The 17,074-nt window shown below is 69.7% G+C and carries 15 protein-coding genes and 2 tRNA genes; 10 read left to right on the forward strand and 7 right to left on the reverse strand.

Annotated elements, in window-relative coordinates:
* Nucleotides 1-131 precede the first annotated feature (131 nt).
* Nucleotides 132-1,553, reverse strand: a complete 1,422-nt coding sequence (locus OG538_RS24360; protein ID WP_406096942.1) for an amino acid permease — start codon at nucleotides 1,551-1,553, stop codon at nucleotides 132-134.
* Nucleotides 1,554-1,953: 400 nt separating this feature from the next.
* On the opposite strand from OG538_RS24360, the gene OG538_RS24365 reads away from it, so the two are divergent.
* Complete coding sequence (locus OG538_RS24365; protein WP_359085197.1) at nucleotides 1,954-2,550, forward strand: biotin transporter BioY; 597 nt, start codon at nucleotides 1,954-1,956, stop codon at nucleotides 2,548-2,550.
* On the opposite strand, the gene OG538_RS24370 is transcribed toward OG538_RS24365, so the two are convergent.
* Together OG538_RS24370 and OG538_RS24375 are read right to left on the reverse strand one after the other, a co-directional pair.
* Nucleotides 2,531-3,829, reverse strand: coding sequence for an FAD-binding oxidoreductase (locus OG538_RS24370; protein ID WP_406096944.1), 1,299 nt, complete (start codon nucleotides 3,827-3,829; stop codon nucleotides 2,531-2,533). The genes OG538_RS24365 and OG538_RS24370 overlap by 20 nt on opposite strands.
* A gap of 141 nt (nucleotides 3,830-3,970) precedes the next feature.
* The gene (locus OG538_RS24375; protein ID WP_406096946.1) at nucleotides 3,971-5,431 is read right to left on the reverse strand and encodes an amino acid permease; all 1,461 of its coding nucleotides are present in this window, start codon (nucleotides 5,429-5,431) and stop codon (nucleotides 3,971-3,973) included.
* 231 nt (nucleotides 5,432-5,662) lie between these two features.
* On the opposite strand from OG538_RS24375, the gene OG538_RS24380 reads away from it, so the two are divergent.
* On the forward strand, nucleotides 5,663-6,151 hold the full coding sequence (locus OG538_RS24380; RefSeq protein WP_406096948.1) for a ribose-5-phosphate isomerase: 489 nt from the start codon (nucleotides 5,663-5,665) through the stop codon (nucleotides 6,149-6,151).
* A gap of 72 nt (nucleotides 6,152-6,223) precedes the next feature.
* The gene (locus tag OG538_RS24385; RefSeq protein ID WP_406096950.1) at nucleotides 6,224-7,033 is read left to right on the forward strand and encodes an Fpg/Nei family DNA glycosylase; all 810 of its coding nucleotides are present in this window, start codon (nucleotides 6,224-6,226) and stop codon (nucleotides 7,031-7,033) included.
* Between the two features lie 58 nt (nucleotides 7,034-7,091).
* Here OG538_RS24385 and OG538_RS24390 read toward each other — a convergent pair whose 3' ends face one another.
* Complete coding sequence (locus OG538_RS24390) at nucleotides 7,092-8,324, reverse strand: GNAT family N-acetyltransferase (protein ID WP_406096952.1); 1,233 nt, start codon at nucleotides 8,322-8,324, stop codon at nucleotides 7,092-7,094.
* 105 nt (nucleotides 8,325-8,429) lie between these two features.
* On the opposite strand from OG538_RS24390, the gene OG538_RS24395 reads away from it, so the two are divergent.
* Nucleotides 8,430-9,575: a PP2C family protein-serine/threonine phosphatase gene (locus tag OG538_RS24395; RefSeq protein WP_406096954.1), complete on the forward strand. Its 1,146-nt coding sequence runs from the start codon at nucleotides 8,430-8,432 to the stop codon at nucleotides 9,573-9,575.
* A gap of 57 nt (nucleotides 9,576-9,632) precedes the next feature.
* Here OG538_RS24395 and OG538_RS24400 read toward each other — a convergent pair whose 3' ends face one another.
* Nucleotides 9,633-10,796 carry a cation:proton antiporter gene (locus tag OG538_RS24400; RefSeq protein ID WP_406100281.1) on the reverse strand — a complete coding sequence of 388 codons (1,164 nt, stop codon included), beginning with the start codon at nucleotides 10,794-10,796 and terminating at the stop codon, nucleotides 9,633-9,635.
* Between the two features lie 173 nt (nucleotides 10,797-10,969).
* Between OG538_RS24400 and OG538_RS24405 the strand changes: the two genes are divergently transcribed.
* Complete coding sequence (locus OG538_RS24405; RefSeq protein ID WP_406096956.1) at nucleotides 10,970-11,455, forward strand: HD domain-containing protein; 486 nt, start codon at nucleotides 10,970-10,972, stop codon at nucleotides 11,453-11,455.
* Nucleotides 11,456-11,528: 73 nt separating this feature from the next.
* Here OG538_RS24405 and OG538_RS24410 read toward each other — a convergent pair whose 3' ends face one another.
* Entirely contained in the window at nucleotides 11,529-12,680 is a 1,152-nt protein-coding gene (locus OG538_RS24410; RefSeq protein WP_406096958.1) for an acyltransferase family protein, read from the reverse strand.
* Nucleotides 12,681-13,171: 491 nt separating this feature from the next.
* Between OG538_RS24410 and OG538_RS24415 the strand changes: the two genes are divergently transcribed.
* Nucleotides 13,172-13,366 carry a hypothetical protein gene (locus tag OG538_RS24415; RefSeq protein WP_123471025.1) on the forward strand — a complete coding sequence of 65 codons (195 nt, stop codon included), beginning with the start codon at nucleotides 13,172-13,174 and terminating at the stop codon, nucleotides 13,364-13,366.
* A 95-nt stretch (nucleotides 13,367-13,461) separates the two neighbouring features.
* Here OG538_RS24415 and OG538_RS24420 read toward each other — a convergent pair.
* A tRNA-Gly gene (locus OG538_RS24420) sits at nucleotides 13,462-13,535 on the reverse strand.
* A 165-nt stretch (nucleotides 13,536-13,700) separates the two neighbouring features.
* Here OG538_RS24420 and OG538_RS24425 point away from each other — a divergent pair.
* From OG538_RS24425 to OG538_RS24440, 4 genes are all read left to right on the forward strand, one after another.
* Nucleotides 13,701-13,777: transfer RNA gene (locus OG538_RS24425), tRNA-Pro, on the forward strand.
* Between the two features lie 151 nt (nucleotides 13,778-13,928).
* Nucleotides 13,929-15,314, forward strand: coding sequence for a trigger factor (gene tig / locus OG538_RS24430; protein WP_406096960.1), 1,386 nt, complete (start codon nucleotides 13,929-13,931; stop codon nucleotides 15,312-15,314).
* 266 nt (nucleotides 15,315-15,580) lie between these two features.
* Nucleotides 15,581-16,186 carry an ATP-dependent Clp protease proteolytic subunit gene (locus OG538_RS24435; protein WP_352121848.1) on the forward strand — a complete coding sequence of 202 codons (606 nt, stop codon included), beginning with the start codon at nucleotides 15,581-15,583 and terminating at the stop codon, nucleotides 16,184-16,186.
* An 80-nt stretch (nucleotides 16,187-16,266) separates the two neighbouring features.
* Nucleotides 16,267-16,950 carry an ATP-dependent Clp protease proteolytic subunit gene (locus tag OG538_RS24440; protein WP_406096962.1) on the forward strand — a complete coding sequence of 228 codons (684 nt, stop codon included), beginning with the start codon at nucleotides 16,267-16,269 and terminating at the stop codon, nucleotides 16,948-16,950.
* Nucleotides 16,951-17,074 lie beyond the last annotated feature (124 nt).

A 17,074-nucleotide genomic window follows, 5' to 3' on the forward strand; every position in this document is an offset into this window, starting at 1 on the left:
AGTGGGTGAGGGGGCGTCGCGGAGCGTCAGCCCTTCGGCGTAGGACCGCGGCCCGACGGACACCCTCCGGGTACGAAAAAACGCCGGGCGCGCCGCATCGCTCCGGCCCGCCCGGCGTTACGCGTGCCGGGCTACTCGTCCGTCGTGGTCGCGGAGCGCCGCTGCCGCACGGCACCGATCACGATCAGGGCAGCCGTCAGTGCGCCCGTCGCCAGCAGTTGGTCACGGGTGTCGGGCTGGCGGAGCATCAGGAAGAAGATGCCGGCCATGGCGAGGAGGGCCACCACGGTCAGGCCTGGGAAGAGCCACATCCGCACCACCAGCTTCTCGGGCGCCTCGCGCTCCAGCCGGGTGCGCAGGACGAGCTGGGAGACCGCGATGAAGATCCACACGACCAGGATCACCGCGCCGATCATGTTGAGCAGCCAGGGGAACACGTCGTCCGGCCGCCAGTAGCTCAGCAGCACGCACAGGAAGCCGAACACCGACGAGACCAGGACCGCCGTGCGCGGCACACCCGAGGTCACCCGGCCCAGCCGCTTCGGGCCCTGGCCGCGGGCGACCAGCGAACAGGCCATGCGCGAGGCCCCGTAGATGTTGGCGTTCATGGCGGAAAGCAGCGCGACCAGGATGACCACGTTCATGATCTCCGCCGCACCACTGATGCCGAGGTGGTCCAGGGCCGCGTAGAACGGGCCCACCTCCACCACCTTCGCGTCGTCCCACGGCACCAGCGTGACGATGACCGCCATCGAGCCGACGTAGAACAGTGCGATCCGCCACATCGCCGTCCGCACGGCCTTCGCGACACCCTGCACCGGGTTCTCGGACTCCGCCGCGGCGATGGTGACCGTCTCCAGACCGCCGTACGCGAAGACGGAGGCGAGCAGCCCGATGACCAGGCCCTCGGAGCCGTTCGGCATGAAGCCGCCCTCACCACTGAGGTTGGCGGTGCCCGGGGCGTCCGTGCCAGGGAGCACGCCGAGGATCGCCAGGACCCCCAGCACCAGGAACAGTGTGATCGCGGCGACCTTGAGGGCCGCGAACCAGAACTCGAACTCACCGAACTTCGTCACCGAGGCCAGGTTCGTCCCCAGGAACACCACCATGAACAGCGCCACCCAGGCCCACTCCGGAGTCCCGGGCAGCCAGCCGCTGACGATCTGCGCGGCACCGATGCCCTCCAGGCCCACGGCGACACAGAGCAGCACCCAGAACGCCCAGCCCGCCGTGAATCCCGCCCACGGCCCGATCGCCCGCTCGGCGTGGACGGAGAACGAACCGGAGGCCGGATTGGCCGCCGACATCTCGCCGAGCATGCGCATCACCAGCATGACCAGCAGCCCGGAGATCGCGTAGGCGATGACGATCGACGGTCCCGCGGCGGCGATGCCCGCGCCGGAGCCGACGAACAGCCCGGCGCCGATGACACCGCCGAGGGCGATCATCGACAGGTGGCGCTGCTTGAGTCCGTGAGTGAGGGCCGAGTCGCTTCCGGTGCCGGAGGTGACGGCCGGGGAGCCTGTGGGGGGAGACGCGGAGGTCCGAGGCATGGACGAGCTCTGTTCGGTCGGTGAGACGGGGACGGGTACCCAGTCTGGACACGGGCCCCGTTCACGGGGAACGGCTGTCCGCTATACGGGCACCAGGCTCACACATCGCGTACACCCGGCCTCGTGGGGTCGCTCACCGTCATGGACCGTCGTTTTAGAGGGAATTCACAGTCCGGCCCCAGGGCGCCTCCCCGGTCGGACGCGGCAGTATCCGCCCCCACCTCCGTGACGAGCATCACGCCCCGGCGCGATTGCGTGACGTCCGTTGTGCGAACCCCACCAATCCCCCAACCGACGCTTTGTGGGCCGCTGATGGTGATCCGGCCATACTCCGTCGGCTAACGTCAGCATCGATCCGTCCCCACCCACCCTCGCCTGCCCCTCACCCCGCGGAGTCCCGATGAGCACTGCTGCCGCCGCCCCCGTCCGTACCGGAGCGGTCCTCGCCGACCTGCTGCCCGCAGTCCGGCACCGCTACGCCGTGGACACCGCCCTGGTGCTCGGCGGCGCCGCGCTGACCGGCATAGCGGCCCAGATCGCCGTCCCGGTCCCCGGCTCCCCCGTCCCGGTCACCGGCCAGACCTTCGCCGCGCTCCTGGTCGGCACCGCGCTCGGCGCCCGCCGCGGCTTCCTCGCGCTCGCCGTGTACGCGCTCGTCGGTATGGCCGGCATGCCGTGGTTCTCCGCCGGCAGCTCCGGCGCCGGCGGTGCCTCCTTCGGCTACGTGCTCGGCATGCTGCTCGCCGCCACCGTGGTCGGCGGCCTCGCACGCCGCGGCGGCGACCGCTCCGTGCTGCGCACCGCGGGCACGATGGTGCTCGGCTCGGCGATCATCTACGCGGTCGGCGTGCCGTACCTGGCGCTGTCCACCGGCATGTCGGCGAGCGCCGCGATCGCGGCCGGCCTGACGCCGTTCCTGCTCGGCGACGCGCTGAAGGCCGTGCTCGCGATGGGCGCGCTGCCCGCGTCCTGGAAGCTCATCGGGCGTCGCGGCTGATGCCGTAGCTCCCCCCGAAGAGGCTCGCCGGGTCGTAACGCGACACCAGACCGGCGAGCCTCCTTCGCGTCTCCGGGTCGTGGAAGGCGTCGGTACGGTCCCCGCCGCCGAAGGAGAAGTTCAGCGAACGGCCTACGGCCGTCGCTCCCAGGACGTCGGCCACCTCCCCGTACAGCGCCCGGACCGACGCCACGTCCGTACCGTCGAGCGGCGACAGCAGCCGCAGCAGGAAGCCGGCGTCCCGGTAGGGCACCGCACTGTCCGGTTCGGGCGCGGCGGCCAGCGCGCCGCCCAGGTGGTTGAGCTGCACCACGGTCATCATCGGCGCCTTCCGTCCGGCGAGCTCCAGCACCCGCGCCGCACGCTCCGGATCGATCCCGCTCAGCATCAGCCCGTCCCCGTAGTAGGCGTGCGGGAACGGCGGATCGCTGTGGATGGTGTGGCTTTCGCTGTACGGCATCTCCCGCAGCGAGTCCGCCAGTGCCGGTCCGATCGCCCGCAGCGGTGCGACGTGGCGTTCGCCCTCGGTGGCGGATCCGGTGAACGCTACGCGCACCGAGACCACGTACCGGCCGCGCAGCGGCTCAGGCAGCTGGGGCAGGTCCGGGTACACGAGTGCGCCGACCGAGGAGGTCAGCGACGCGGGCACGGTCCGGGTCCACTCCAGATAGCGCCCGAGCACCTCCGCGCCGGCCTCGCCGTCGCCGTCGAAGGCGATCGAGCCGCCGTACAGCCGGGCCACCGGGACCAGGCCCGTCTCCATCCCGGTCACCACGCCCAGCCGGTGGCCGCCGCCGCGCAGCCCCCAGAACAGCTCGGGCTCGTCCGCGGCGGTGACATGGCGCAGCACCCCGTCCCCGGTCACCACGTCGAACGAGCGGACCAGGTCGGCGGCGTACCCGAACTCCCGGGCCAGCACGCCCAGACCGCCGCCGAGCGTGTACGAGACGGCGCCGACACCGGGGGAGGAGCCGTTCAGCGGGGCGAGCCCGTGCGGGGCCGCGGCCTCGATCACCTGGCCCCAGGTGACACCCGCGCCGATCCGGGCGGTGTGGCGCACCGGGTCGACCAGGACCGAGTCCATGGCACGGGTGCTGATCAGGACGCCGCCGTCGACGGGCCCTGCCAGGCCGTGCCCGGTGGCGTGGACGCGCACCCGGAGCCCGTCCCGGGCGGCCCGGGCCACTGCGGTGCGTACGTCCTCCGCGTCGGCGGCCTCGACGACGAGGTCGGGGCGGATCGCGAAACCGGTCTGGTAACCGGTGGGGGCGGCAGTCATGGGGAGGCTCTCCAGTCGCTCGCTCGATGCGCTGACGACCTCACCCGCGAGGACCGGCGGCGGCGCGGCCGGTCGCGGGCGAGGTCGTTACGGCGGAGAGCCTCCCCGGTATACCTGACAACGGCCGTCAGGTATGGACGATCACGTGTCGCTGGGCACGGCAGGCTCACCGCTGCGGCGCCTGCGGGCCTCACGCACCAGCGAGACGGCCACCACCAGTACCGCGACCAGCAGCGAGAGGAGCACCTGCTCGCGTCCGGCGTCGTCGGTCAGCATGTAGACCAGCACGAACGAGATCATCGCGATGGTCGCCCAGGTCAGGTACGGGAAGAGCCACATCCGTACGACCAGCTTCTCGGGCGACTCGCGCAGGATGATGCCGCGCATCCGCAGCTGGGTGAAGCAGATGACCAGCCAGACGAAGAGGGCGACAGCGCCGGAGGAGTTCAGCAGGAACGCGAAGACGGTGTCGGGCCACTGGTAGTTGAAGAAGACCGCGACGAAACCGAAGACGACCGAGGAGAGGATCGCCGCCTGCGGCACGCCCCGCTTGTTGGTCCGGGCGAACGCCTTGGGCGCGTCACCGCGCCCGCCGAGCGAGAACGCCATCCGGGAGGCCGTGTACAGACCGGAGTTGAGGCAGGACAGCACGGCCGTCAACACGATGACGTCCATCACCTGGCCGGCGTGCGGGATGCCGATGACGTCGAGCGCCGCGACGTAGCTGCCCTTGTCGAGGATCGACGGGTCGTTCCACGGCAGCAGGGTCAGCACGACGAAGATCGAGCCCAGGTAGAAGACCGCGATCCGCCAGATGACGCTGTTGGTGGCCTTCTGGACGGCACGCTGCGGATTCTCCGACTCACCGGCCGCCAGCGTCACGATTTCGCTGCCCATGAAGGAGAAGACGACCATCAGCACCCCGGTGAGGATCGCGCCCGGCCCCTTGGGGAAGAAGCCGCCGGTGTCGGTGAGGTGGGCCAGTCCGGAGCCGGCGTGGTCCGATCCGGGCAGTACCCCGAAAACGGCGAGCAGGCCGACGATCACGAACGCGCCGATCGCGACGACCTTGATCCCGGCGAACCAGAACTCGAACTCGCCGTACGAACCGACGGACACCAGGTTCGTCGCGGTCAGCACCAGCATCACGATCAGTGCCCAGCCCCACTGCGGCACGCCCGGCACCCAGCTCTCCAGGATCTTGGCACCCGCCGTGGCTTCGACGGCGAGCACCACGACCCAGAAGAACCAGTACAGCCAGCCGATCGAGAAACCGGCCCAGCGGCCGAGCGCCTGGTCGGCGTAGGCGGAGAAGGAGCCGGAGGCGGGGCGGGCGGCCGCCATCTCACCGAGCATCCGCATCACGAACACGACCATCAGGCCGACCAGTGCGTACGACAGCAGGATGGCCGGTCCGGCGGCGGCGATGCCGGCTCCGGAGCCCACGAACAGGCCCGCGCCGATCACACCGCCGATCGCGATCATCGAGAGGTGACGGTTCTTGAGACCGGCCTGGAGCCCGTCCTGGGTCTCCGTCCGGTCCGAACGGTCCGGCCCGTCGGGCTGGTGGCCCGGCCCTGCCAGAGTCGTCTGCGACGTCATGGATCGAATCCTTACGTTTTCGGATCACTCGGTTGCGAGGCTCGCCGCACCGCGGTGGCGGAACGGCGAGCGATGCATTGAAGCCCGGCGAACCCCGAAAGCGGAACCCATTCCTCCGGTTCTTTGACCGGATCGTTGCCTCTGTGGCATCGCACACACAGGGCCCGCACATCGCGGCCACACCGCACCCCGTCGTCGGTTACCCGGCGTCGCTCGTGCCACACTCCTCCCATGCGCGTGTACCTCGGATCCGACCATGCCGGTTACGAACTCAAGAACCACCTCGTCGAGTGGCTCAATGCACAGGGCCACGAAGTCGTCGACTGCGGTCCCCACATCTACGACGCCCAGGACGACTACCCGCCGTTCTGCCTGCGTGCCGCCGAGAAGACGGCCGCGGACCCGGACAGCCTCGGCATCGTGATCGGCGGCTCCGGCAACGGCGAGCAGATGGCCGCGAACAAGGTCAAGGGCGTCCGCGCCGCACTCGCCTGGAGCGAGCAGACCGCCGCGCTGGGCCGCGAGCACAACAACGCCAACGTGATCTCCATCGGCGGCCGGATGCACACGGCCGAGGAGTCCACCAAGTTCGTCGAGATCTTCCTCTCGACCCCGTACTCGGGCGAGGAGCGGCACACCCGCCGCATCGAGATGCTCACGGCGTACGAGAACACCGGCGAGCTCCCCCTGATCCCGGCCCACCACCCGCAGCAGGGCTGACCGGGTCATATCCTGAACTGTGCCGCCGGTACCCCCGGCGGCACAGCCATGTCACCGAGGAGAACCGCAGCCGTGCCCGAGGGACACACCATCCACCGCCTCGCGGGCGACCACCGGGACCGGTTCGCCGGACGGCCCGCGCGGGTCAGCAGCCCGCAGGGGAAGTTCTCCGACAGCGCCGCCCTGCTCGACGGCCGGGTACTGGAGGGGGCGGACGCGCACGGCAAGCACCTCTTCCTCGGCTTCGAGGAGACCGGCTGGGTCCACATCCACCTCGGCCTGTTCGGCAAGCTCGGATTCGGCACGGTCCCGGCCCCGCCGCCCACCGACACGGTCCGCCTCCGCCTCCTGAACGACGAGCACCACGCGGACCTGCGCGGCCCCACCACCTGCGCCCTGATCACCGACGCCGAGAAGCACGCGATACACGACCGCCTCGGCCCCGACCCGCTGCGCCCCGGCGACGACGGCGAGCGGGCCTGGCAGCGGATCTCCCGCAGCCGGATCACCGTGGCCGCCCTCCTCATGGACCAGAAGGTCGTCGCGGGCGTGGGCAACGTGTACCGCGCCGAGGTGCTGTTCCGGCACGGCATCGACCCGTACCGGGCCGGCAAGGACCTCACCCGCCGCGAGTGGGACGCGATCTGGGCGGACCTGGGCGCGCTGATGCGCGAGGGCGTACGGAACAACCGCATCGACACCGTGCGCCCCGCGCACCTGCCCGAGGCGATGGGCCGCCCGCCGCGCGTGGACGACCACGGCGGCGAGGTGTACGTCTACCGCCGCGCCCGCCAGGCCTGTCACATCTGCGGTACGGAGATCCGCACGGCGGACCTGGCGGCCCGGAACCTGTTCTGGTGCCCGGGCTGCCAGAGCCGCTGACCACCGTCGAGCCCGTCCGGCGACCGGGGTCAGCCCGGTCGCGGACGCACTCGGCTCCTCAGAACCCCCGCGGCAACCACGGCGCCACGTCGGACAGGAACGCCGAGGACACCTCCGCCACCGCCCCGGCCCGCAGCTCCCTCACCCGCCCGGCCAGGGCCAGCGATCCCAGGGCCTCGCCGCCCAGGTACGCGGAGCCCAACTCCCGCACGGACAAAGCCAGGTCCGCCGCGTCCTCGGTGCGCCCGCACGACGCGCCGCCCTTGGCGTCCACGATCAGCCGCCAACGCCCGGTGTTCCAGGGGCAGAAGGTGTCCTCGACCTCGAACACCACGTCCAGCGGCCCCCGGTAGGTCCGCGCCTCCAGCGCGGCGCCCACGTCCACCAGGCGCACATGGAGCGAGTCCCGCAGCCGGATGTCGCACCGCCGTACGTCCGAGACCAGGTGCAGCACCGCGTCGTCCGCCGGCCGGTTCCGCGCCTCGACCGTCGACGTCAGGTCGATCCCGAACAGGAACTGCCACAGCGCCGCGTACGCCATCGGGTCCAGCGCCGCCAGATCGCTCACCACGATGCGGCCCTTGGGGCCCGACATCTCCCATTCCGGCTTGATGTGGTAGTTCGTGTAGCCGACGACTTCGCCGTCCCGCTCCGCCAGCACGCACTGCAGCACCGAACCGCCGCCGCGTGAACTCGCCGGGTCCGTCAGCGGCTTGCGCTCCCAGCCGGGGCCGTGGGCCGGGGTGCCGGGCCGGCCGGGCACCAGCCGTGCGTACACGCTCTCGCACGCGGCGACCGCCTCGTCCTTCCTCGCGTGCCGCAGCCGGACCGCGTCCGTGCCCTCCGGCACGCTCAGCCGTACCCGGTCTGTGTCGATCGTCAGGGACATCTGCCGGGTCGCCGCCCCGTAACCGAACCGGCCGTAGATCGCCGGCTCCGAGGCCGTCAGCACCGCGATCGGCTCACCCAGCGCCCTCACGTCGTCGAGCTGGCGGCGCATCATCGCGGTCAGCAGACCGCGCCTGCGGTGCGTGGAGGCGACGCTCACCATCGTGACCCCGGCCGCCGGCACCAGCGCCCCGCCGGGCACGGCCACCCGGAAGCTGAACGCCCCCGCCGTCGCGACCACGTCGTCGCCGTCCCAGATGCCGATCGACCGCTCGCACTCGGTCAGCGACTGTTCCAGCTCCCGCTGCTCCGCGGACTCCTGGACCCCTCCGAACGCGAGTTCCAGGGACGAGAACCACTTGTCCCACTCGGACGGCTGCAATACGCGGAGCTCTGTAGTCATACGGCATGCCTACCAGGGCTTCCGCAGCCGGGCGAGCCGTTTTCGAACGCATTGTCACAGGGGTCCCCCTGCACCGGAGCCCGCCGGGTGGATAGGGTCCCCGCAATGGCACGACGCGCAGGAGCAGAGACATATCCGGCCCGATTGCGGAAATCGGCGCACCGGGTACGCACCGCGCTGCGCAGGTCCGGGGTCGACTACTTCCGCGGGGACGGCTCGGACTGGATCGCCCTGGCCGCGCTGCTGCTGACCATTCCGGCGATCACCTGCGGAACCCTGCTCAATCCGGTGTGGTGCTCGCCGACCGTACTCGTCCTGCCGATCGTCGCCGGTGGCCTGCTGCTGCGGCCCGCCAGCCTGCTGGGTCTGTACGCGACCGCTGCCGCGGCCCTGATCGTGGAAGCCCTCTGGCTCGGCCCGTACGCGGACGGTCCGGCCAGGGTCACCCCCGGCACCGTGCTGACGGTCGCAGCCTGCGGGTTCCTCGGGCTGATCCTCGCCCAGTTCCGCGCCAGGGTCGGCGTGCCATGGCGACGCGGCGGCACCATGCTCTTCGACCTGCGCGAACGCATCCGGGTCCAGAGCGCGCTGCCCCGCCTCCCGCAGGGCTGGCACCGCGAGATGTCGCTACGCCCGGCGGGGGGCCAGTCCTTCTCCGGGGACTTCGTCGTCGCGGCCCGCACCAACGGCGGCCGCACGCTGGAGGCCGTGCTCACCGATGTCTCCGGCAAGGGCATGGACGCGGGCTCACGGGCGCTGCTGCTCTCCGGCGCCTTCGGCGGACTCCTCGGATCGCTGCCGCCGCACGGCTTCCTGCCGGCGGCCAACGGCTATCTGCTGCGCCAGGACTGGGACGAGGGCTTCGCCACCTCCATCCACCTGGTCCTGGACCTGGAGTCGGGTGACTACGAACTCCTCTCGGCAGGCCATCCGCCCGCCCTCCAGCTCCACGCCGGCAGCGGCCAGTGGGAGGAGATGGCGGCGGAGGGCCCGCTGCTCGGGGTGTACGACGGGGCGGAGTTCGACGCGGTGAAGGGCCACCTGGCCCCCGGCGACGTCCTGATGCTGTTCACCGACGGACTGGTCGAGGCATCGGACCGGGACATCGCGGAGGGCATCGACCGGCTGACGGGCGAGGCCGACCGTTATGTCACCACGGGTTTCGAGGGTGCCGCCTGGCACCTCATCGAGGCATGCGCCAAGGACGTCAACGACGACCGCGCTCTGCTGCTGCTGTCACGCCGCGCCTGAATCCTGAACCGTACGCAATCGGTTCGAACCGGGCGTACGTCAATGTGGGCGAACCCATCACCGGTTCGGGAGCGGAATCGTCTCGCGCCCACGGGGCAGGAAGCGGGCCAGCCAGTGCGAGCGCCCGGCCGCCAGGGGGGCCAGGACCGCGAGGACGAGCACATAGCCCGCGATGAACGGGGAGAGCCGTTCGTCCAGCCCCGCGCCCGCCGCCATCGTGGCCAGGATCAGGGCGAACTCACCGCGCGCCACCAGGGTCGTGGAGATGTTCGCCGTGGCCTGCGGGCCGAAGCCGTAGACCTTGGCGGCGGCGATCCCGGCCACGACGTTCATCGCGAGGGTCACCGCCACGGCGGCCAGGACCGGCCACAGCACGGTCGGCAGATCGCCCGGGTTGATGGAGAGGCCGAACGCGAAGAAGAAGATCGCTCCGAAGGCGTCGCGCAGCGGGTGGACCAGCTTGAGGATGCGTTCCCCCGAGGTGGTGCTGCCGAGCATCAGGCCCACCATGAAGGCGCCGATGGCGTCCGCGACCCCGAACCACTCGGAGATCCCGGCGACGAGGACGGCGGCGCCGAGGAAGGAGATGACGAGGAGTTCGTCGTCCCGGGTGTTGATGAGCTTGCCGATGACCTTGGTGCCGAACCGGGCGGCCAGCGCGAGGAGCAGCAGGAATCCGAAGGCCTTGCCGCCGTCGACCGCTGCCGACGCGAGGCTGTCGGCGCCGGAGAGGATGGGCTGGAGGGCCGCCAGGTACAGGGCGAGGAACACGTCCTCGACGACGATGATGCCGAGGATCGGCTTGGTCTCCGGATTGCCGATGCGGCCCAGGTCGACCAGGACCTTGGTGACGATGGCCGACGACGAGATGCCGAGCACCCCGGCGAGGACCAGTGCCTCCGATGTGCCCCAGCCGAGCACGAAGCCGAAACCGAGCCCGGCACCCACGTTCAGGGCGAGATAGGTGCCGCCCGCGACCGCCATCTTGCGGCCCCCGGCCTTGAGGTCGTCCAGGTGGAACTCCAGGCCGAGGTAGAAGAGCAGCAGCACCAGACCGAGTGCGGAGAGCATCTCCAGGTCGTGCGGATCGGCGACGAGAACGATGCCGGGGGTGTGCGGGCCGAGCAGTATCCCGGCCAGGATGAACAGCGGGATGGTCGGCAGGCCGATACGGCTGCCGACGCGGGCGAGTACGGCGGCGGCGAGGAAGGCGCCGCCCATGGCGATGAGCGTGTCTGCGTGTCCGATGAGCTTGATCCTTCGTCGGGTCAAGAGAGCGTCAAGAAATCGTCAGTAATTAGTTTACCGAACGATTGACGCTGCAACTCTTCCCCGGCTGGATCCCCCCGCCGGCGGGGCGGCCGGCCGGGGAGCGGCCCTCGTAGAGTCGGGCCATGACGGCATCACACGCACAGTTGACCCTGACCGAAGTCGAGGCCATCGCCCGCGGGGCCCATGCGGGGCAGCGGGACAAGGCCGGACGGCCGTACGCCGAGCACCTGGCGGCGGTTGCCGAGGGGGTGCGGGCGAGGGGCGGCAGCGACGGGCAGATCGCCGCCGCGTGGCTGCACGACGCGGTCGAGGACGACGCGCTGTCGGAGCGGTGGCTGGCCGGGGCCGCACTGCCGCAGCAGGTCAAGGACATGGTGCTCGCCGTCACCAAGCGGGACGGCGAGGACCTGCCGGCCTACACCCGGCGCATCCTGGCCACGCCGGGCGCCCTGCTGATCAAGGAGGCCGACCTCGCCCACAACGCCGACCCGGCCCGCCTCGCGGTCCTGGACCCGGCGACCCGTACCCGGCTGACCGAGAAGTATGCGCTGGTACGGGGGCTGCTCGGGCTCACCGACCCGCAACCGCCCGCCGAGCAACGCGATTGAGCCAACACGCCGGGGCCCGGCCCTCGAACGGGCCGGGCCCCGGGGCGCCGGTGCACGTCTTCTCCCTGGGCTCTCAGGGCTTTGCGGTGTCCCGCCGGAACGCCCAGTTCATCTCCGGCTCGGTCACACAGCGCAGGGCGCGCCGTACCGGCGGCGTGCACATCAGGGTCACCCCGGCCGACGCCACGACCGTGACCAGCACCAGGCCGACCGGTGAGATCAGCCAGTCGTTCCGGTCGAAGACCCCGGTGTATTCGGCACCCTTCACCATGAAGCCGTGCAGCAGGTAGCCGCAGATCGTGCCGGCGCCGAGCACCGTGAACCATGTGTGGCGCCGCGGGACCCATGACAGGAACCCGGCGGTGAGGAGCGTCGCGCAGCCGAACAGCACGAGCGTCATGACCACGCCCGACCACCAGGGTGCGCCCAGGTCCTGGGCGGCGTAGTCACGCAGGAACCAGTCCGTGGTCATCCGCGGCGCCACCCAGTAGGCGACGGCCAGCGCCCCGGCGAACAGTGGCAGGGCCAGCAGCCGCACCTCGCGGCGTCGGACCAACTGGAAGTGCTCGGGCTTGAGTTGGAGGCCGAGTACGAAGAACGGCAGGAATTGCAGGACGCGCGGCAGGTCGAGGTGCTCGGTGATGCCGGGGGTGGCCGAGGCGAGGACGGCGATGACGAGGGAGACCGTCAGCGGGTAGCGCATGCTGCGCCACAGCGGGGTGGTGAGCCGCCAGATGAACAGTGCGATCAGGAACCAGGCGAGGTACCACGGGTCGGTCAGACTGATCGGGGAGTCGGGTGCGTCACCCGCGTACCGCCGGAACAGTGTGTAGGCCGTCTCGAAAACCACGTAGGGCACGGCGACGCCGGTGATCAGGCGCTTCGCCTTGGCCGGGCTCATGTCGAACGAGCGTGAGAAATAGCCGGAGATGATGATGAAGGCCGGCATGTGGAAGGTGTACGTCATCATGTACAGCGCGCGGGCGGCCCTGCTCCCGTCCATGACCGGCACCCAGGAGTGCGCCACCGCGACCAGCACGATGGCCAGGTACTTGGCGTTGTCGAAGTAGGCGTCACGCCTCTTCGCGGCGACCGTCGGCGCAGGCCGGCCCGCGGCCGGTACGGGGCCGTCGTCCGTCGTCACCGGTGCTTGGCGTCTGGGCTCCGACTCCCGGGTCGCCGGTGGGAGCGTGGCCCTCTGAAATACGTTCGGAGCGGGGAACATCTCAGGCACCCTAGACGCCTCGATTGCAATTCGTAAAACCACCTTCGGTTATTGCGTGTTCCCGTTCGAATAAATATCAAACCATCGAAAACTGTCCGCTATGGCCGTGTTAATCCTCCTTAAATGGTGCATATCGTGGAGGAGTTGGAGGCAGTGAATTACGTCTCGCTCGGGCGCCGAAATAGCCTGTGAATAAACTGTGTGGATACAGAAACGGTCACCGTTGCATATTGCCCGGACCGGCAGGGTTTCCGCTGCTGGGGGCCCTGGCGGCTGTCCTGCTGCCGCACGGCCGGCGCCCGCCCCCGCCTCCGTCAAGTGACCGGCGCGCAGGGGGCGCAGGGGGCGCAAGATGGCGCGATATCGACAGGTCGATTCGTCACCTGGCAGCGACCACAGGGGAGTTGGTGGCACGATGGACGCCGACGGAGGAGTGCGCAGCCGCACGCCTCCGGGCCGGCAAGGCGGACCGACCGAGGGTGTGAGCAGTCGTGGCCATTTCGCTGTCTGTGGTGCTTCTTTTGGCGATCATCCTGGTGGTCCTGATCCGAGGTGGCTCCATCAAGGCCGGACCCGCGATCGTCGCGGTGCTCTTCGGCTTCTTCCTGGCATCGACCGGCATGGCGCCGTCGATCCAGAAGTTCATGGACTCGATAGCGCAGAGCATCAACCAGATCAGCTTCTGACCGCGGGCCGCTCCCCGCGGGGAGCGGCCGGAAACGCAAGAGGCCCGGTCCGGCGAACACCCCCCAGGGGGTACCGCCGGGCCGGGCCCGAAGCATGGAGCGGGCGACGGGAATCGAACCCGCGTAGCTAGTTTGGAAGACTAGGGCTCTACCATTGAGCTACGCCCGCATGCAGTGCACCGCAGGTCACGGGGACCGCGGCACGAGAAGCATCGTAGCGGGTCGCGGGGGATGTCCGCACACCTGATTGCGACGAGCGGCTCCGAGTCGGGCGACGCCTGCGTAAAGCGTCCGATGCGCGGCCCTTCTGCATGTACCCTACGTGTCGCACCGACGGGGTGTGGCGCAGCTTGGTAGCGCGTCCGCTTTGGGAGCGGAAGGTCGTCGGTTCGAATCCGGCCACCCCGACCACCGGCAAGATCGCATTGTGGGAGTTCTCCCCCTTGCCGTTACTATGCAAAATGCGTGCCCGTGTGTCTGATGTACCGGGCTCGGTCCGCGAAGCCGCCTCCTGTGCGGTGGAGCAGAACCCCAAGAAGTCAGCCACCAAGGAGACCGAACCGTGAAGAGCGCCGTGGAGACCCTGAACCCGACCCGGGTTCGGCTCAGCATTGAGGTGCCCTTCGAGGAGCTCAAGGACAGCCTCGACGCGGCGTACAAGAAGATCAACCAGCAGGTCACGGTGAAGGGGTTCCGCAAGGGCAAGATCCCCAACCGGGTCATCGACCAGCGGTTCGGCCGTGGCGCAGTGCTGGAGGAGGCCGTCAACGACGCGCTCCCGAAGTTCTACACCGAGGCCGTCAACGAGGGTGAGCTCAATGTCCTCGGCCAGCCGGAGGTCGACATCACGGAGCTGAAGGACGGCGAGCTGCTGTCCTTCACCGCCGAGGTTGACGTACGCCCCGAGATCGAGATCCCGGACTACTCCGGCATCGAGGTCACCGTCGACGCCCTCGAGGTCAGCGACGAGGACGTCGAGAAGGCCGTGGAGCAGCTGCGCGAGCGCTTCGCCTCGACCAACCCGGTCGAGCGCGCCGCAGCCGAAGGCGATGTCGTGACGATCGACCTGCAGGCCAAGGTCGAGGGCGAGGTCCTCGAGGACGGCGTGGCCGAGGGTGTCTCGTACACCATCGGTTCCGGCGAGCTCCTCGACGGCATCGACGCCGCAGTCACCGGCCTGGAGGCGGGTGGCGAGGCCACCTTCGCGTCCGAGCTGAAGGGCGGCTCCGCCGAGGGCAAGGAGGCCGAGGTCACCGTCAAGGTCACCGCGGTCGCCGCCCGTGAGCTCCCCGAGCTGGACGACGAGTTCGCCCAGATGGCCAGCGAGTTCGACACGCTGGAGGAGCTGAAGGCGGACAGCCGCAAGCGCCTGGAGGACACCAAGCAGTACGAGCAGGCCACCCAGGCCCAGGAGCGCGTCCTCGAGGAGCTGCTGAAGCTCGCCGAGGTCCCGATCCCGGAGAAGCTGCTCGCGGACGAGGTCCAGACCCGCAAGCACAACCTGGAGCACCACCAGCTCGGCCAGATGGGTCTCGACCTCGAGAAGTACCTGGAGATCCAGGGCAAGACCCTCGAGGAGTTCGAGGCGGAGACGTCCGAGCAGGCCATCAAGGGCATCAAGACCCAGTTCATCCTTGACGAGCTCGTCAACAAGGAGAAGCTGAACGTCAACCAGGAGGAGCTCACCGAGCACCTCATGCGGCGTGCCGCTTCCTCCGGCATGAGCCCGGACCAGTTCGCCCAGGCCGTCGTCGAGGGCGGCCAGGTGCCGATGCTCGTCGGCGAGGTCGCCCGCGGCAAGGCGCTGGCCGTGGTGGTCGAGGCCGCCAAGGTCGTCGACACCAACGGTGAGGTCGTCGAGCTGGAGGACGACGAGGAGGCCACCGAGACGGTCGAGGCCGCCGAGGGCACCTCCGACGCCGCCGCCGAGGAGAAGACCGAGGCCTGAGCCTCGCGTTGAACCCCGTACGACGGGCTCCGGACGCCACCGCGTCCGGAGCCCGTCGTCGTATCGGCGCACGCCCCCCACAACCCTTGTGCGGACTGCGGAGCTTGCGCTCCCAGCGAACAGTTGCGGAAGCGGGATGGCGTTGTCCCACCTGCGCGTTAGGGTCCATGAAGAGGAAGGGTCGGGGAGTCCCGGCCCACCCGGTACGAAGACGCTGAGACGGCCGGAGCCGTCAGAGACGAGCAGGTGGATACGTGACGAATCTGATGCCCTACGCCGCCGGAGAGCCGTCCCTCGGTGGAGGCCTCGGTGACCAGGTCTACAGCCGACTGCTCGGCGAACGCATCATCTTCCTCGGTCAGCAGGTCGACGATGACATCGCCAACAAGATCACCGCACAGCTGCTTCTCCTTGCCGCCGAGCCGGACAAGGACATCTACCTGTACATCAACAGCCCCGGCGGCTCGGTGACGGCCGGCATGGCGGTCTACGACACCATGCAGTACATCCCGAACGACGTCGTCACCATCGGTATGGGCATGGCGGCCTCGATGGGCCAGTTCCTGCTCACCGGTGGCGCCGCCGGCAAGCGCTTCGCGCTCCCGAACACCGACATCCTCATGCACCAGGGTTCGGCCGGTATCGGCGGTACGGCCTCGGACATCAAGATCCAGGCCCAGTACCTGCTGCGCACCAAGCAGCGGATGGCGGAGATCACCGCCCGCCACTCCGGCCAGACCGTGGAGACGATCATCCGCGACGGCGACCGTGACCGCTGGTACACCGCGGAGGAGGCCAAGGACTACGGCCTCATCGACGAGATCATCACGGTCGCATCTGGCGTTCCGGGCGGCGGCGGCACCGGCGCCTGACCCGGTCAGTACCGGATCACGTCGCACCGCCCCGCTTTTCTCTCGTACGCCGAGACACCCAGCCACAGAACGCCACCAGGATGGTGAACACCCACATGAACAACTTCCCCGGCGCGTCCGCGAGCGGCCTCTACACCGGCCCGCAGGTGGACAACCGCTACATCGTCCCGCGCTTCGTGGAGCGCACCTCGCAGGGCGTGCGCGAGTACGACCCGTACGCGAAGCTCTTCGAGGAGCGCGTGATCTTCCTCGGTGTGCAGATCGACGACGCGTCCGCCAACGACGTCATGGCGCAGCTGCTGTGCCTGGAGTCGATGGACCCGGACCGGGACATCTCGATCTACATCAACAGCCCCGGCGGCTCGTTCACCGCGCTCACCGCGATCTACGACACGATGCAGTTCGTGAAGCCGGACATCCAGACGGTCTGCATGGGCCAGGCGGCCTCCGCCGCGGCCGTGCTGCTCGCCGCGGGCACGCCGGGCAAGCGCCTGGCACTGCCTAACGCGCGCGTCCTGATCCACCAGCCGTCCTCGCAGACCGGCCGTGAGCAGCTCTCCGACCTGGAGATCGCGGCCAACGAGATCCTGCGGATGCGTGCTCAGCTGGAGGAGCTGCTGGCCAAGCACTCCACCACGCCGATCGAGAAGATCCGTGACGACATCGAGCGCGACAAGATCCTGACCGCCGATGACGCCCTGGCCTACGGTCTGGTCGACCAGATCGTTGCCACCCGTAAGAGCGCGGCCGCAGCGGCCGCCTGACGTCGGCCTTTACCCCTTGGTACGGCAGGGTCACCCGGTCTCGGCCGTGTGAACCGTGCCAAGGGGGGCCCGAACGGGGGGCCAGGCAAGGTACCGTCGGATAGAGGCACCAGGAGCCGCTGAA

The organism is Streptomyces sp. NBC_01013 (genome assembly GCF_045162765.1).
GTDB lineage: Bacteria > Actinomycetota > Actinomycetes > Streptomycetales > Streptomycetaceae > Streptomyces.

Coding starts and splice junctions, on each gene's coding strand:
- OG538_RS24395 (WP_406096954.1), top strand. CDS start 8,430: ATGGCACGACGCGCAGGAGCAGAGACATATCCGGCCCGATTGCGGAAA.
- OG538_RS24370 (WP_406096944.1), bottom strand. CDS start 3,829: ATGACTGCCGCCCCCACCGGTTACCAGACCGGTTTCGCGATCCGCCCC.
- OG538_RS24375 (WP_406096946.1), bottom strand. CDS start 5,431: ATGACGTCGCAGACGACTCTGGCAGGGCCGGGCCACCAGCCCGACGGG.
- OG538_RS24435 (WP_352121848.1), top strand. CDS start 15,581: ATGCCCTACGCCGCCGGAGAGCCGTCCCTCGGTGGAGGCCTCGGTGAC.
- OG538_RS24410 (WP_406096958.1), bottom strand. CDS start 12,680: ATGTTCCCCGCTCCGAACGTATTTCAGAGGGCCACGCTCCCACCGGCG.
- OG538_RS24360 (WP_406096942.1), bottom strand. CDS start 1,553: ATGCCTCGGACCTCCGCGTCTCCCCCCACAGGCTCCCCGGCCGTCACC.
- OG538_RS24405 (WP_406096956.1), top strand. CDS start 10,970: ATGACGGCATCACACGCACAGTTGACCCTGACCGAAGTCGAGGCCATC.
- OG538_RS24365 (WP_359085197.1), top strand. CDS start 1,954: ATGAGCACTGCTGCCGCCGCCCCCGTCCGTACCGGAGCGGTCCTCGCC.
- OG538_RS24400 (WP_406100281.1), bottom strand. CDS start 10,796: ATGGGCGGCGCCTTCCTCGCCGCCGCCGTACTCGCCCGCGTCGGCAGC.
- OG538_RS24440 (WP_406096962.1), top strand. CDS start 16,267: ATGGTGAACACCCACATGAACAACTTCCCCGGCGCGTCCGCGAGCGGC.
- OG538_RS24380 (WP_406096948.1), top strand. CDS start 5,663: ATGCGCGTGTACCTCGGATCCGACCATGCCGGTTACGAACTCAAGAAC.
- OG538_RS24390 (WP_406096952.1), bottom strand. CDS start 8,324: ATGACTACAGAGCTCCGCGTATTGCAGCCGTCCGAGTGGGACAAGTGG.